Origin of the sequence: Micromonospora alfalfae (genome assembly GCF_022230925.1) — a bacterium.
GTDB classification, from domain to species: domain Bacteria; phylum Actinomycetota; class Actinomycetes; order Mycobacteriales; family Micromonosporaceae; genus Micromonospora; species Micromonospora alfalfae.
On record NZ_JAKKFH010000045.1, the window covers coordinates 341095 to 355875 of the forward strand.

A 14781-nucleotide genomic window follows, 5' to 3' on the forward strand; every position below is an offset into this window, starting at 1 on the left:
CTGGCTGGCCGACGAAGCGCTCGAACGGCGCGAAAACCGTCGCGGAAGCTACCGTCGTGAGCTGCGCAAACCCGATTCACAGATCGAAGACTGTCGATGGTGTGAGATGGTCCGCAATGGTTACTCGCGAGTACGGAAGCGGTGCCGCGCACGTAGGTCCTGGTTGCCAGGCTTCCCAACCAGCGAGCCGCCCATTACATTGTCGGTTATCCATGGGAGCGCTTCCATGGCCCATGGTCACACCGCCACCCCGCTGTCGCCGGTGGCCGTGCCGCCCGTACGCCGTCCCGCGTCGGTGCGACCGCCGGCGGCGCCTCCGACAGGAGTCCGCCATGCGCCACCTGACCCGGCCGTTCAGCGGCCAGCCCGGCCGGTCGCCGGCCGCCGACCAGCCCTGGCCGCGGCGGCTGCTGACCCTCGGCGTCGCGCTGCTCACCGGCGCGTCCCTCGCGGTGACCGCCCCACCGTCCGAGCCCGCCTCCGCCGCGCCCGCCGCGACCTACAACTACGCCGAGGCGTTGCAGAAGTCGCTGCTCTTCTACGAGGCGCAGCAGTCCGGTCGACTGCCCGACTGGAACCGGGTCTCCTGGCGCGGAGACAGCGCGCTCACCGACGGCGCCAGCGCGGGCGTGGACCTCACCGGCGGTTGGTACGACGCCGGCGACCACGTCAAGTTCGGTTTCCCGATGGCGTTCAGCGCCACAATGCTCGCCTGGGGCGCTGTCGAGTACCGCAGCGGCTACACCGCCTCCGGGCAACTGCCGCACCTGCTCAACAACCTGCGCTTCGTCAACGACTACTTCATCAAGGCGCACCCGTCGGCAAACGTCCTCTACGGACAGGTGGGCAAGGGCGACGACGACCACAAGTGGTGGGGTCCGGCCGAGGTGCTGCCGATGGCGCGGCCCGCGTACAAGATCGATGCCAGCTGTGGCGGCGCGGACCTGGCGGGGGAGACGGCGGCCGCGATGGCCGCCTCCTCGATGGTGTTCCGGCCCACCGACGCGGCCTACGCGGACAAGCTGCTCGGGCACGCCCGGCAGCTCTACACCTTCGCCGACACGGTGCGGAAGGCCTACCACGAGTGCATCACCGACGCCACCAGCTTCTACCGCTCGTGGAGCGGCTGGCAGGACGAGCTGGTCTGGGCCGCGATCTGGCTGCACCGGGCCACCGGCGAGGCCAGCTACCTGACCAAGGCCGAGAGTGAGTACGACAAGCTCGGCACCGAGAACCAGTCCACCACCCGCTCCTACAAGTGGACCATCGCCTGGGACAACAAGCAGTTCGGCGCGTACGTGCTGCTGGCCAACCTGACCGGCAAGCAGAAGTACGTCGACGACGCCAACCGGTGGCTGGACTACTGGACCGTCGGGGTGAACGGGCAGCGGGTGCCGTACTCGCCGGGCGGGATGGCGGTGCTCGACTCCTGGGGCGCGCTGCGCTACGCCGCGAACACCTCCTTCGCCGCGCTGGTCTACAGCGACAAGACCACCGACACCACCCGCAAGGCCCGCTATCACGACTTCGCCGTCCGGCAGATCAACTACGCGCTCGGCGACAACCCGCGCAACTCCAGCTACGTCATCGGGTTCGGCGCCAACTCGCCGAAGAACCCGCACCACCGCACCGCGCACGGTTCCTGGTGGGACAGCCAGACCGTGCCGGTGGAGACCCGGCACACCCTCTACGGCGCGCTGGTCGGCGGCCCGTCCTCGGCCAACGACGCGTACAGCGACAGCCGCTCGGACTACGTGATGAACGAGGTGGCCACCGACTACAACGCCGGCTTCACGTCCGCGCTGGTCCGGCTGACCTCCGAGTACGGCGGCACGCCGCTGGCGAACTTCCCGGTCGCCGAGACGCCGGACATCGACGAGCTGACAGTGGAGACCACTGTGACGCAGGCCGAACCTCGGGCCACCGGGCTCAAGGTGATGGTCTACAACAAGTCCGCGTTCCCGGCCCGCGCGCTGACCGACGGCCGGTTCCGGTACTACTTCCGGCCCGACGGCACCGGCCCGGTGCAGGTCACCGCCGGCTACACCCAGGGCTGCCCGTCCCCGACCACAGCCAAGCAGTACAGCGGTGACATCTGGTACGTCGAGGTGAACTGCGCCGGGTACACCATCGCCCCGGCGGGTCAGTCACAGCACCGGATGGAGGTCCAGTTCAAGGTCGGCGTGCCGGAGGGCGGCACCTGGGACCCGACAAACGACCCGTCGTACCAGGCCACCGCCGGGCCCAACCGGAAGGTGCCGCTCTACTCCGGCGCCACCCGGGTGTGGGGCGAGGAGCCGGGCCCGGTCGTACCGGACACCACCGCGCCGACCGTCCCCGGTACCCCGGTGGCGTCCAACCTCGGCCCCCGCACCGTCACCCTGACCTGGGCGCCGTCCACTGACAGCGGCGGCAGCGGCCTCGCCGGGTACGACGTCCGCGAGGTCCAGGTCAACAGCGACACGGTCCTGGTCCGGCCGGTCACCGGCACGACGTTGACCATCACGACGCTGCTGCCAGCGACGTCGTACGAGTTCACCGTCGTGGCCCGCGACGGGGCCGGCAACACGTCGGCCGCCTCACCGAAGCTCACGGTGACCACGCCGCCGGCCGGCACCGCCGACACCACAGCGCCGAGCACCCCCGGCACGCCGGTCGCCTCGGCCGTCACCGCCACCGGGCTCACACTGGCCTGGACCCCGTCGACCGACAACGTGGGCGTCACCGGCTACCGGGTCTATCGCGAGGCCGGCGCCACCGACGTGCTTGTCGGCTCGCCGACCGGCACCACCCAGGCGGTGTCCGGGCTGACCGCCTCGACGGCGTACCAGTTCTACGTGGTGGCAGTGGACGCGGCGGGCAACACCTCCGCGGCGTCCACGCCGGTCGCGGTGACCACCGCGGCGCCGCCGGTCGGTGGCACCTGCACTGTGGGGTACGCCACCACCGACTGGGGCGGCGGCTTCACCGCCAACGTGTCGATCACCAACACCGGCACCACAGCGATCAACGGTTGGACGGTGCGGTTCAGCTTCCCCGGTGGGCAGAGCGTCAGCCAGGGCTGGTCGGCGACGATCAGCCAGAGCGGCGCGGCGGTCACCGCCACGAACCTGTCCTACAACGGCACGATCGCGGCGGGCGCGTCGGTGAGCTTCGGCTTCAACGGCACGTACAGCGGCGCCAACCCGAAACCGACGGCCTTCACCGTCAACAACACACCCTGCACCATCGCCTGACCGGCACCGCGACGAGATCTTGGACAGTTACCGTTCCGCGCGGACGGTAACTGTCCAAGATCTGCACTGCCCGGCCCTCGCGGGCGGACTCGGGGGGATAGGTCGGCGGGATTTCGGGCAAGCCACGATCGTGCGGGAGTTGCTGACCGTCGGACACGGCGCTGCCGATCGGGGCCGGCTGGGAGAGTTGCTGACCGGGGCCGGGATCGCCCAGGTGGTGGACGTGCGGCGATACCCGGCCAGCCGCACCAACCCGGACGTCCGCCGCGAGGAGCTCGAACGGTGGCTGCCCGAGTGGGGCGTCGACTACCGCTGGGAGCCGCGACTGGGCGGACGACGGCACGTCCCCGCCGGGAAACCCGAGCCGGACACCTGGTGGACGGTCGCGGCGTTCCGGGCGTACGCCGCCCACACGCGGACGGCCGAGTTCGACGACGCGCTCGCCGAGGTGCTCGCCGGGGCGGATCGTCGGACCACCGCGGTCATGTGCAGCGAGAGCGTGTGGTGGCGCTGCCACCGCCGGCTGATCGCCGACGTCGCGACGCTGGGCAGCGGAGTCCCAGTGGCGCACCTGATGCCGGACGGCCGCCTCAGCCCGCACCGGCCGGCCGAGGGCGCCCGCCGACTGCCCGACGGCCACCTGCTGTGGGACGGCTGAGTCACTCCACCAGGTCGTCGGCGAGCAGATCCATCAACAGGCCGTCGTGCCAGCGGCCGTCCGCGCCGCGCTCATAGCGGCGCAGCACCCCCACCGGGCGAAAACCAACCTTCGCGTACGCCCGGATGGCGGCGCTGTTCGCCGCGGCCGGGTCGATGGTGAAGCGGTGGTGGCCGTACTCGTCGATCAAATGTCGGGCCAGGGTGCGGATGGCGTCGCCGCCGAGGCCGGCGCCACGCTCCGCCGGGTCGAGGAAGACGTCCAGGCTGGCGTGCCGGTAGTCAGGGTCCGCCTCGGCGTACCACTGGATCGCGCCGATCACCCGGCCGTCGTGCTCGATCGCGTACACGTGCAGGTCGTCGTCGGCGAGGTCGGCGCGCACGGAGTCGGCCAGGTCGTCGCCGCCCCGCCACCACCGGCGTACCTCCGGGTCGGCCCGGATCGCGGCGAGGGCCGGCACGTCCGCGACCGTCGCCGGTCGTAGTGTCACCACCCGCCCCCGCAGCACCGGCTCAGCCCCGGATCTCGCCGTGCTCGACGCAGACCGCCGACCAGCCCACCGGCAGCACCTGCACCTTCATCCGGCGACGGCAGCGGTGGCAGAACCGGGGTGGCTCCAACTGGCGGGCCGACGCGCAGGCGGGGTGGGCGGTGGCCGTCGCCGACTCACCGCACCTGTCGCACCACGCTTGCGTAGTCGTCATTGTCGTCACAGCGTGGCGGAGAGCGCCTTGACCGGCATCTTCAACTCGTCCAGCAGCTCCAGGTCGGCTGTTGCCGGTCGACCCAGCGTGGTCAGGTAGTTGCCGACGATCACCGCGTTGATGCCGCCGAGCAGACCGTCACGGGTGCCGAGGTCGCCGAGGGTGATCTCGCGACCACCGGCGTACCGCAGGATGGTGCGCGGCATGGCCAGCCGGAACGCGGCGATGGCCCGCAGCGCGTCCTTGCCCTCCACGACCGGACGGTCACCGAGCGGGGTGCCGGGGCGCGGGTTGAGGAAGTTGAGCGGCACCTCGTGCGGGTTCAACTCGGCGAGCTGCGCGGCGAACTCGGCCCGCTGCTCGACGGTCTCACCGAGGCCGAGGATGCCACCGCAGCACACCTCCATGCCGGAGTCGCGCACCATCCGCAGGGTCTCCCAGCGCTCCTCCCACGAGTGCGTGGTGACCACGTTGGGGAAGTACGACTTGCAGGTTTCCAGATTGTGGTTGTAGCGGTGCACGCCCATGTCGACCAGGTCGTCGACCTGCTCCTTGGTGAGCATGCCCAGCGACGCGGCGACCTGGATGTCGACGGCCGCCTTGATGGCGGCGACGCCCTCGCGCATCTGCTTCATCAGCCGGGCGTCCGGACCGCGGACCGCAGCGACGATGCAGAACTCGGTCGCCCCGGTCGCGGCGGTCTGCTTCGCCGCCTCGACCAGCGACGGGATGTCCAGCCAGACCGAGCGCACCGGCGAGGTGAACAGGCCCGACTGCGAGCAGAAGTGGCAGTCTTCCGGGCAGCCGCCGGTCTTGAGCGAGACGATTCCCTCGACCTCGACCTCCGGGCCGCACCAGCGCATCCGCACGTCGTGAGCGAGCTGGAGGGCGGCGGGCAGGTGCTCGTCGGGCAGGTTCAGCACGGCGAGGATGCCGGCCTGATCGAGGCCGACACCGTCACCCAGGACCTGGGTCCGGGCCTGGTCGAGGATCTCTGGCATGGCTCGTACCCTACTAGGCCTGTGCCAAAGCCCCGGGCCGGCCAGGGGCTTCGAAACAGGCCCTGGACCACCCGATCAGCCCGAACGCCCTGGCAGCTCGTGGACAGCTCGCACCGAGTGGAATCGTCGGGCCGGTGGCGGCGGGTGGTAATTTCGCCCGGCGGGTGTCGGGCTGACCGGCACGCACAGCGGGGGAGGGTGACGGTGGCGGACTGGCTGGCGGCGCTCGACCGCCGCGCGGAGCTGCGGGCGAAGGCCGGGCTCACCAGGCGACTGCATCCGCGTCCGGCCGACGATCAGATGACCGATCTGGCCGGCAACGACTACCTCGGCCTGGCCACCCACCCGGACGTCATCGTCGCGGCCACGGCGGCCCTGTCGGCGTACGGGCTGGGGGCTACCGGGTCGCGACTGGTCCGGGGCTCCACCGACGCGCACCGGGCGCTGGAGGAGGACCTGGCCCGCTGGCTGGGCACCGACGGCGCTCTGGTCTTCTCCTCCGGCTACCTGGCCAACCTCGGCGCGCTGCGGGCGCTCGTCCAACCTCGGACGCTGCTCGTCTCCGACGCGCACAACCACGCGTCGCTGATCGACGGCTGCCGCATCTCCGGTGCGGAGACGGTGGTCACCCCGCACGCCGATGTCGATGCGGTAGCCGCCGCGCTCGCTGCCGCTCCCGGCCGCCCGGCGGTGGTGGTGACGGAGTCGGTCTTCTCGGTCGACGGTGATCTCGCCCCGCTGGCTCGGCTGCACGCCGTGGCCCGCCGTCACGGCGCGCTGCTGCTGGTCGACGATGCGCACGCGCTGGGACTGACCGGCCCGGCCGGCGCGGGCGCGGTGGCGGCCACCGGGCTGGCCGGCGAGCCGGACGTGGTGGTCACCGCCACCCTGTCCAAGGCGCTCGGTGGCGCGGGTGGCGTTGTCGCCGGCCCGGCCGAGTTCGTCAGGCATCTGGTCGAGACCGGGCGCACGTTCATCTTCGACACGGCACTGCCGCCGGCGGTCGCCGCCGGTGTGCACGCCGCGCTGCGGCTCGCCCAGGCCGGCGACGACCTGCGCGCCGAACTCTCCGACCGGGTGGGACTGGCTGTGGGTCGACTGCGGTCGGCCGGGCTGACCGTCTCCGCCCCGGACGCGGCGGTGATCTCGGTGACGGCCCCGGGGCCGGAGGCGGCGACCGCGTGGGCGGCGGACTGCCGGGACCGGGGCGTCGCGGTGGGCTGTTTCCGGCCACCATCCACCCCGGACAGCCGCTCCCGCCTGCGCCTGACGGTGAGCGCGGGGGTGCCCCGGAGGGCGTTCGAGCGGGCGCTGGACGTCATCGTGGACACCGCGCCGTGAGCGCGCGGAGCGAGCCGGCTCGGCGAGCCCCGCAGTCGCGAACCCAGGGGGCGTCATGACCGGGTGGGCGGGGTCGGTGCTGGTTACCGGAACGGACACCGAGGTCGGCAAGACGGTGGTGACAGCGGCGATCGCGGCCGCCGCGCAGGCCGCCGGGCTGCGGGTGGCGGTGGTCAAACCGGGTCAGACCGGTACGGCCGGCGGTGAGCCCGGCGACGTGGACGCGGTGAACCGGCTGGCTGCGCCGCTGACCGGTCGGACCCTTGCCAGCTACCCGGATCCGCTCGCCCCGTTGGCCGCAGCGCGGGTGGCCGACCTGCCGCCGCTGGAGTTGTACACGGCGGTGGACGCCGTCCGCGCGGAGGCCGACAAGCACGACCTCGTGCTGATCGAGGGCGCGGGCGGGTTGCTGGTTCCGATGGGGCTGCGGCCGTCGGGGGAGCCGTGGACGATGGCCGACCTGGCGGTGTCGCTCGGCGCGCCCGCTGTGGTGGTCGCCCGCGCCGGGTTGGGCACGCTCAACCACACCGCGTTGACCCTGGAGGCACTGGACCGTAGGGCGGTGCCGGCCGGTGTGGTGATCGGCGCCTGGCCGGCCCGGCCGGAGTTGGTGCACTGGACGAACCTCACCGATCTGGTGCCGAACCTTCTCGGCGCGCTGCCCGACGGCGCGGGCGCGATGGACCCGGGTGTGTTCCGGCGGTCCGCGCCGGGTTGGCTCACCCCGGCCCTGCACGGTGTGCTCGACGACTGGCGGGTCTGGGCCGAGGAGAGCGGCTGAACACCTGACTTTCGTCGGTGTCCGCGCAGGTCGGGCGTCGGTAGCCTGACCGCCGTGCGGATCCTCGACTTCCCGTCGCCGGGCTGGCTGCACCGGCGGCGTCGCCTGCTGCTGGACGTGCTGCTCTGGGCGGTGGTGGCCGCCCCGATCGGCTACGCCGACGCCAACCCGCCCTATTCGCGGTACACGGTGCCGCTTCTGGTCGGCAAGCTGCTGGTGCTCGGCGCGGCGGTGGTGGCGGGTCGACGTCAGCCGTTGGTCGCCCCGGTGCTGGCGGTGCTCGGGTCGTTGGTCGATGGCAACTTTATGTTCGCGATTCCGGTCTTCAGCTATCTCGCCGGGCGGCGTAGCGCCACCGCGGGTCCGGCGATCATGGTCTTCGTGCTGATCGTGGCCGGTGGCACGGCGCTCAACCTGGGGCTGCTCGGCGCCGGCGCGGCCACCTGGTTCCTGCTCGCCTCGGTGCTGCTCTTCGCCGCCGTGTTCCCCTGGTTGGTCGGCCGGTACCGCCGCCAGCAGCAGGAGTTGACCGACGCGGGTCGCCGGCACGTCGACGCGCTGACCCGCGAGCAGCGGGGCACCGCCGAGCGGACCCGATTGCGCGAGCGGGCTCGGATCGCCGGGGAGATGCACGACTCGCTCGGTCACGACCTCAGCCTGATCGCGTTGCGCGCCGCCGCCCTGGAGGTCGCCGCCGACCTGGACGACCGCCATCGGGCCGCGGCAGGGGAGTTGCGGGCCAGCGTCTCCGCCGCCACCGAGCGACTCCACGAGATCATCGGGGTGCTCCGCGAGGAGGCTGGCGCGTCGCTGCGTCCGAGCGGGGAGACCGTGGCCGACCTGGTCGACGGCGCCCGGGAGGCCGGGATGGCGGTACGGCTGGACACTGCCCCGGTGGTCGCGGACCTACCGCCGATGACCGGGCACGCGGCGCACCGGATCGTCCGGGAGGCGCTGACCAACGCGGCCCGGTACGCGCCGGGCGCCCCGGTCGACGTGCGCCTCACCCGCGACGGTGACCGGGTCGAGGTGACAGTCGTCAACGACGCGCCGCCGGCCGGGCCGCTGCCCGCCCCACCGTCGCAGGGCAGTGGGCTGCTCGCCCTCGCCGAGCGGGTCCGCCTCGCCGGCGGGACGCTCGACGCCGGCCACCGGGCCGACGGCGGGTTCGCGGTACGGGCGGTGTTGCCGGCCACCGCGGCACCGCCGGAGCCGATCGGGTCGGCGGCCGAGGCCGGGCTCGCGTCCTGGTCCGACGAGCGACAGGGTCCGGCGGAGCGGCCGGTGGACGCCGAGCGGCGGCTGCACGACGCCCGGCGGCGGGTCCGACGCAGCCTGCTGGTGGCGCTCGTCGCCCCGGTCGGTTTCGCAGTGGTGCTCTCGTTCGTCTACTACCCGGTGGCGACCGCCGGGACGGTGCTGGACCGGGCCACCTTCGACCAGTTGCGTGTCGGCGCGGCCCGGTCGGAGCTGGTCGGGCTGCCCCGGCGGCAGTTGGAACGCACAGCGGCGGTCGACCTGGCCGGCTGCGAGTACTACACCGACGGTAACTTTCCCCTCGCCGCGCCGACCTGGCGGCTCTGTTTCACCGACGGCCGGCTGGTCAGCAAGGAGTGGATCGCCTAGTGGACACCGACACGACGGGGACACCGCCGATCCGGGTGGTACTGGCCGACGACGAGGCGATGATCCGGGCCGGCGTCCGGGCCATCCTCGCCAGCGACCCGGGCATCGAGGTGGTCGCCGAGGCCGGCGACGGGCACGCGGCGGTGGAGTTGGTCCGGGCCCACCGACCCCGGGTCGCGCTGCTGGACATCCGGATGCCGCGGCTGGACGGGTTGGCCGCCGCCGCCGAGATCCGCCGGATCGTGCCGGACACCGCGACCATCATGCTGACAACGTTCGGCGAGGACGACCACGTGGCCCGGGCGCTCGGGCACGGTGCCAGCGGGTTCCTGCTCAAGGCCGGCGACCCGCGTGAGCTGATCGCCGGTGTGCACGCGGTCGCCGACGGTGGGGCGTACCTGTCGCCGAGGGTGGCCCGTCGGGTGATCGAGCTGGGGGCCGACCGGTTGGCCCGTCGACCCGCCGCCCGGGACCGTGCGGCCGGGCTGACCGAGCGGGAACGGGAGGTGCTGGCCCTGGTCGGGGCGGGCCTCTCCAATGCCGAGATCGCCCGCCGGCTGCACCTCGTGGAGGGCACCGTGAAGAGTTACCTGACCAGCATCTTCACCCGGCTGGACGTCCGCAACCGGGTGCAGGCGGCGATCCTGGCGTACGAGGCGGGATTGGTCGACGGCTGAGCGGGGGCCGGGTGGCCCCCGCTCAACCTGCACCTACTACGCGTCGCGGCGGCGCAGGGCGACTCGGCCCAGCAGTAGCGCGGCGGCGGCCCACCCGGCGAGCAGGAGCAGCCCGCCCAATGGCGGGTACGGCTCGGTGTCGCCGGCCAGGAAGTGCCCGCCGGCCACACCGGGGAACACGTCGGCGATCCGGTTCAGCACCTCGATGTCCGGCTCCTGTAGGGACAGCGGCACGATCATCAGGGTGGCGAGGAGCACGACGATGGTGAGCACCGCGCTGCGGAGCGCGGCACCGAGGCCCAGCGCGAGCACGCCGATCAGCGCCAGGTAGGTCGCCACCGCCACGATGTCGCCGATCGTGTCGATGACCGGAGCGCTGCCCCACTCGCCGAGCACCGGCCGGGCGACCAGGACACCGACGACGCCGAGCGGCAGCCCGAGCGCGAAGGTCACCGCCCCGGTGACGGCGGCCTTGGCCAGCAGCACCCGACCGCGCGACGGGGTGCACTGCAACGTCGTGCGGATGGTGCCACTGGTGAACTCGGCGGTGATCGCCAGCAGGCCCAACGCCAGCACCACGTACTGGGTCAGCTCGACCGAGTCGATCAGCACGCTGCCGACGGTGACGACGCCGGCGTCGTCGGCCGGGTCGTCGTTGGTGTTGCCGTTGGCGACGTAGATGGCCAGTTGGCCGGCGCTCGCCGCCATCACCACCAGGCCGGCCAGCGCCGTCCACCAGGTGCTCCGGACCGAGGCGAGCTTGGTCCACTCGGCGGCCACCGCACCCCGGAAGGCGGCCGCCGCACCGGCGGCCGGCGCGATGGCGGGGCGGGTGCCCGTGTCGGTCTGCGTGCTCATCGGTGCCCACCTTCGATCGGGCCGCCCGCGTACTCGACGCTGTCGGCGGTCAGCTCCATGAACGCCTGCTCCAGCGACGCGGCGTGTGCGCTCAGCTCGTGCAGTCGTACCCCCAGTTCGTGGGCCAGGTCGCCGACCTGGTCGGCGGTGGCGCCGACGACGGTCAGCTCGTTCCGGTCCGCCGCCTCCACTGTCGCGCCGGCGGCGGTGAGGCGCGCGGCGAGCGCGGCCAGTCCGTCCGGGTGTGGGCTGCGGACCCGGACCGCGACGGTGCTGCGGGCGATCACCTCGCCGATCGGCTCGTCGGCGAGCAGTCGCCCCCGGCCGATCACCACGAGCTGGTCGGCGGTGAGCTGCATCTCGCTCATCAGGTGGCTGGACACGAAGATCGTCCGCCCCTCGTCGGCCAGTGAGCGCATCAGCTGCCGCACCCAGCGCACCCCGTCCGGGTCGAGTCCGTTCACCGGCTCGTCGAACATCAGCACCGGTGGGTCGCCGAGCAGCGCGCCGGCGATGCCGAGCCGTTGGCCCATGCCGAGCGAGAGCGTCCGCCCCGGCTTGGCGGCGGCCCGCCCGTCCAGCCCGACGGTGTCCAACACCTCGTCGACCCGGCGGGTCGGGATGCCGTTGCTGTGCGCCATGGCCCCCAGGTGCGCCCGGCCGGACCGGGCCGGGTGGATGGCCCGGGCGTCGAGCAGCGCGCCCACCTCGTGCAGCGGCCGGCGCAACTCCCGGTACGCGCGCCCGCCCACCAGGGCCTGCCCGGCGGTCGGACGGTCCAGCCCGAGGATCATCCGCATGGTGGTGGACTTGCCGGCGCCGTTGGGGCCGAGAAAGCCGGTGACCCGGCCGGGCGCGATGTCGACTGTCAACGCGTCGACCGCGACGGTCGACCCGAACCGTTTCGTCAACCCACGTAATGTGATCATGCGCTGACGCTAGGCGAGCGAGCTGCCGCGCCGCCGCGCCCGAACGGCACCACCCACCCCTGACTTTCGTCAGGTCGGTGGCGGGCTGATCACCGTACGTACTGCTCCAACAGTGCCGGGGTGAGCCCGGCCCGGTGGATCGCCTTCAACGCCGCGAGCAGGTCGTCCATCAGCGCCGGTCGGAAGTGCATCAGCAGCACGTCGCCAGGTTGGACCACCTTCTCCGGGGTCTGGTAGCGCACCTTCCCCTCGTGGACGGTCTCGGTCCAGTGGAAGACCGCCTTCGCGCCGCAGTCGTGCGCGGCCTTCAGCGTGCTGCTGTCATGCTCACCGAACGGTGGCCGGAACAGGGTGGGCCGCTTGCCGAACAGCCCTTCCAGCTTGTCGGCGGCGCCGCAGATCTCCTGCTTCTGATAGTCGTACGACCGGCCGGCCAGCGAGTTGTGCCTGATGGTGTGGTTCTCCACGACCCCACCCACCGCCTCGATCTGCCGGAAGTAGTCGGTGTGCTCCGTCGCCGCCGGAGAGTTGAGGAACATCGTCACCGGGATGCGCGCCTCCCAGATGAAGTCGATCACCCCAGGCGGGCGGGCCAGCCCACCGTCGTCGATGGTGATGAAGGCGACCTTCTGGTCGGTCGGCAGGCGGTGCCAGAACGCGGCCGAACCGGTGGTGGGCAGCTCCACCGGTTGCGGCTGCGGCGCCTCGGGAAACGTCGGCACCTGGGACACGTACCAGGCCAGGCTCTTGAACGCGGGTTTCGCGGTCGGGGACGGCGAGACCGAGGGGGTCGGCACTGGCGCGGACGGAGTCGGCTGGAGCGCTGCGGCCTGCCGCGCGTGCGCCGAGTGGCTGGGACCGACTGTGCAGGCAGTCAACGCCAGCACTGCCAGAAGCGTTACGACGGCAGGGATCCGACGGGTGGGGATGGCTGACACGCCCGGAAACATACCGAGCGGATGTCAGGATCCGGTCAGCCCGGTGGCCTCGGGGAGGCGGCGGACCACGAACGCGTCCGGCATCCGGAAGGTGAGATTGTCCGGGCACCAGGGCGGACGGAGCACCGCCACCCCGTCCAGCAGCGGCGCGGCCTCGGCCACCACCACTGCCGCCTCCATCCGGGCCAGCACGTCGCCGACGCAACGGTGCGCGCCCGCCCCGAACGCCAGGTGTCGGCGTGATCCACGCTGGCCCGGACGGAACTCGTCGGGCGACTCCACCACCGCCGGGTCCCGACCGGCGCGGCCCAGCCACAGCACGAGGCTGCTGCCCGCCGGCACCTGCGTGCCGCCCAGCGTGCTCTCCGTCGTCGCCACCCGCCGCCAGGTGACGATCGGTGGTTCGAGCCGCAGCCCCTCCTCGACCACGTCGGCCACCGCGACCTCGCCGCTGCGCAGGCCGGCCCGGACGACGGGCTCGTTGGCCAACCGGTGCAGTAGCAGTGTGAGGAACTGCGAGGTGGTCTCCTGCCCGGCGACCAACAGGAAGAAGAGCGCGCCGACCACCACGTCCGGCGGGTGCCCGGCCGCGCGTAGCTCCCCGGCCAGACCGCCCCCGACGGCCGCGAAGTCACGCAGTACGCGGTGGAACCGGCCTACCTCGGTGGCGAGCGCCACCTGCCGGTCGGAGTCCAGTGGTGCCCAGAACAGCTCCAGCGCGGCGCGGGCGAACTCCTTGACCGCGCCGACCGGCGCGTCCGGCAGCTCGACCAGCCGGGCCAGCACCAGCAGCGGCAGGTCGGCGGCGAGGTCCGCGTACAGGTCGACTGGCTCGCCGGCGTCGAGCGCGGCGTCGATCCGGGCGACCCGCTCCCGGACCAGCGAGGTGAGCCACTGCCGCTGCGCGGCCACCCGGGCGGGGTGCAACGCCTCCGCGACTATCGCCCGGATCTGCGGATGGCTGACGCCCGAGTTGTTCGCCAGGGTCGGCGGCAGCCGGAACCGGTGCCCGGCGAGCACCCGCAGCGCGGTCACCGGCATCGGCGTCACCGCGTCCAGCGCGTTGTCCGGCCGGTAGGTGACCGGGTCGGCGAGGACCTGGCGGACCAGCGCGTGCCGGGTCACGACCAGGTGGGTGCCGCCGACGTGGTCCGGCACCCGGGCCACGTCCGGCCATGCGGGGTCGGCCACCTGCGCCCAGCTGCGGAACAGCACCCGGACACGCTAGCCGGAGGCCCCCGGCAGCCCGGCCCGCAGCCGCCAGACGGTGGTGCGCTTCACCCGCACACTCTCCAGCGCCTCCGGCACCGGCACGTCGTATTCGGCCACCTCGTCGAAGCGGTCCCGGGGCAGGAACGCCCGGCCGGGGTCACCGACCAGCGCCGGCGCGCCCGCCCGGGCGGCGCGCAGCAGGAACCGCAGGACGCGGCGGGCCATCGCCTCGCTGTAGAAGACGTCTCCGGCGAGCACCACCTCGGCATCCCCGGCGTCGCCGTCGAGGATGTCGCCGAACTCGGCGTCGACGCGTACCCCGTTGGCCTCGGCGTTGAGCGCGACCGCCGCCACCGCCAACTCGTCCACCTCGACGGCCCGCACGGACGCCGCGCCGGCGCGGGCGGCGGCGATGGCCACCAGGCCGGAGCCGGAGGCGAGGTCGAGCACCCGCCGGCCGGCGACCAGCTCCGGGCGGTCGGTCACGTAGCGGGCGAGGGCCTGCCCGCCGGCCCAGGCGAACGCCCAGAACGGCGGCGGCCGGTCGGTGGAGAACTCGCCCTCGGTCAGCTCCCACAGGCCGATCGGCTCGTCAGCCTGGTGCAGCCGCACCTCGGGAACGAAGGCGACCGGGGCCAACCGGGCGTGCAGCCGGACGAACGTGCTGGAGAGCTCGGACACGGCGTGATTCTCCCAGCGGCCCGACTCCCGGCGTGTCGCGGGGGAGTGGTGACCGGTTCACCACGGTCGGTGAAAACCCACCCCGTCCTTGCCGTCCGGTGCGAACACACCCGTCTGGTCGGTGCGGTCCCCCGCTTCT

At 72.8% G+C, this 14781-nt stretch carries 14 protein-coding genes; 6 read left to right on the forward strand and 8 right to left on the reverse strand.

Translation table 11 applies throughout. From position 1 onward, the window contains the following. Positions 1-332 precede the first annotated feature (332 nt). Together MED01_RS30560 and MED01_RS30565 are read left to right on the forward strand one after the other, a co-directional pair. A complete protein-coding gene (locus MED01_RS30560) occupies positions 333-3236 on the forward strand; it encodes a glycoside hydrolase family 9 protein (RefSeq protein WP_238671921.1) in 2904 nt (967 codons plus the stop codon). A gap of 130 nt (positions 3237-3366) precedes the next feature. Beyond that, on the forward strand, positions 3367-3894 hold the full coding sequence (locus MED01_RS30565; RefSeq protein WP_238671922.1) for a DUF488 domain-containing protein: 528 nt from the start codon (positions 3367-3369) through the stop codon (positions 3892-3894). Between the two features lies 1 nt (position 3895). Here MED01_RS30565 and MED01_RS30570 read toward each other — a convergent pair whose 3' ends face one another. The 3 genes from MED01_RS30570 to bioB are packed head-to-tail and all read right to left on the reverse strand — an operon-like array spanning position 3896 to position 5599. Beyond that, a complete protein-coding gene (locus MED01_RS30570; RefSeq protein ID WP_238671923.1) occupies positions 3896-4402 on the reverse strand; it encodes a GNAT family N-acetyltransferase in 507 nt (168 codons plus the stop codon). Between the two features lie 4 nt (positions 4403-4406). Further along, positions 4407-4598, reverse strand: a complete 192-nt coding sequence (gene bsaP, locus MED01_RS30575) for a biotin synthase auxiliary protein BsaP (RefSeq protein ID WP_238671924.1) — start codon at positions 4596-4598, stop codon at positions 4407-4409. Positions 4599-4603: 5 nt separating this feature from the next. After that, on the reverse strand, positions 4604-5599 hold the full coding sequence (gene bioB / locus MED01_RS30580) for a biotin synthase BioB (protein ID WP_124819840.1): 996 nt from the start codon (positions 5597-5599) through the stop codon (positions 4604-4606). A 204-nt stretch (positions 5600-5803) separates the two neighbouring features. Between bioB and MED01_RS30585 the strand changes: the two genes are divergently transcribed. Genes MED01_RS30585 through MED01_RS30600 form a run of 4 tightly spaced genes read left to right on the forward strand, consistent with a single transcriptional unit; the run spans position 5804 to position 10024 of the window. Next, on the forward strand, positions 5804-6940 hold the full coding sequence (locus MED01_RS30585) for an 8-amino-7-oxononanoate synthase (RefSeq protein ID WP_238671925.1): 1137 nt from the start codon (positions 5804-5806) through the stop codon (positions 6938-6940). Positions 6941-6995: 55 nt separating this feature from the next. Next, a complete protein-coding gene (gene bioD, locus MED01_RS30590; protein WP_238671926.1) occupies positions 6996-7721 on the forward strand; it encodes a dethiobiotin synthase in 726 nt (241 codons plus the stop codon). Between the two features lie 54 nt (positions 7722-7775). Beyond that, complete coding sequence (locus tag MED01_RS30595) at positions 7776-9347, forward strand: sensor histidine kinase (protein WP_238671927.1); 1572 nt, start codon at positions 7776-7778, stop codon at positions 9345-9347. A 59-nt stretch (positions 9348-9406) separates the two neighbouring features. Beyond that, positions 9407-10024 carry a response regulator gene (locus MED01_RS30600; protein ID WP_238671983.1) on the forward strand — a complete coding sequence of 206 codons (618 nt, stop codon included), beginning with the start codon at positions 9407-9409 and terminating at the stop codon, positions 10022-10024. 36 nt (positions 10025-10060) lie between these two features. Here the strand turns inward: MED01_RS30600 and MED01_RS30605 are convergent, their stop codons facing one another. From MED01_RS30605 to MED01_RS30625, 5 genes are all read right to left on the reverse strand, one after another. Continuing rightward, the gene (locus MED01_RS30605; RefSeq protein WP_238671928.1) at positions 10061-10882 is read right to left on the reverse strand and encodes an ABC-2 transporter permease; all 822 of its coding nucleotides are present in this window, start codon (positions 10880-10882) and stop codon (positions 10061-10063) included. Further along, positions 10879-11811, reverse strand: coding sequence for an ABC transporter ATP-binding protein (locus tag MED01_RS30610; protein ID WP_238671929.1), 933 nt, complete (start codon positions 11809-11811; stop codon positions 10879-10881). The genes MED01_RS30605 and MED01_RS30610 overlap by 4 nt, the downstream gene beginning before the upstream one ends. A gap of 89 nt (positions 11812-11900) precedes the next feature. Next, a complete protein-coding gene (locus MED01_RS30615) occupies positions 11901-12749 on the reverse strand; it encodes a polysaccharide deacetylase family protein (RefSeq protein ID WP_238671930.1) in 849 nt (282 codons plus the stop codon). A gap of 24 nt (positions 12750-12773) precedes the next feature. Beyond that, the gene (locus MED01_RS30620) at positions 12774-13964 is read right to left on the reverse strand and encodes a cytochrome P450 (RefSeq protein WP_238671931.1); all 1191 of its coding nucleotides are present in this window, start codon (positions 13962-13964) and stop codon (positions 12774-12776) included. 9 nt (positions 13965-13973) lie between these two features. Continuing rightward, entirely contained in the window at positions 13974-14642 is a 669-nt protein-coding gene (locus MED01_RS30625; protein ID WP_238671932.1) for a class I SAM-dependent methyltransferase, read from the reverse strand. Positions 14643-14781 lie beyond the last annotated feature (139 nt).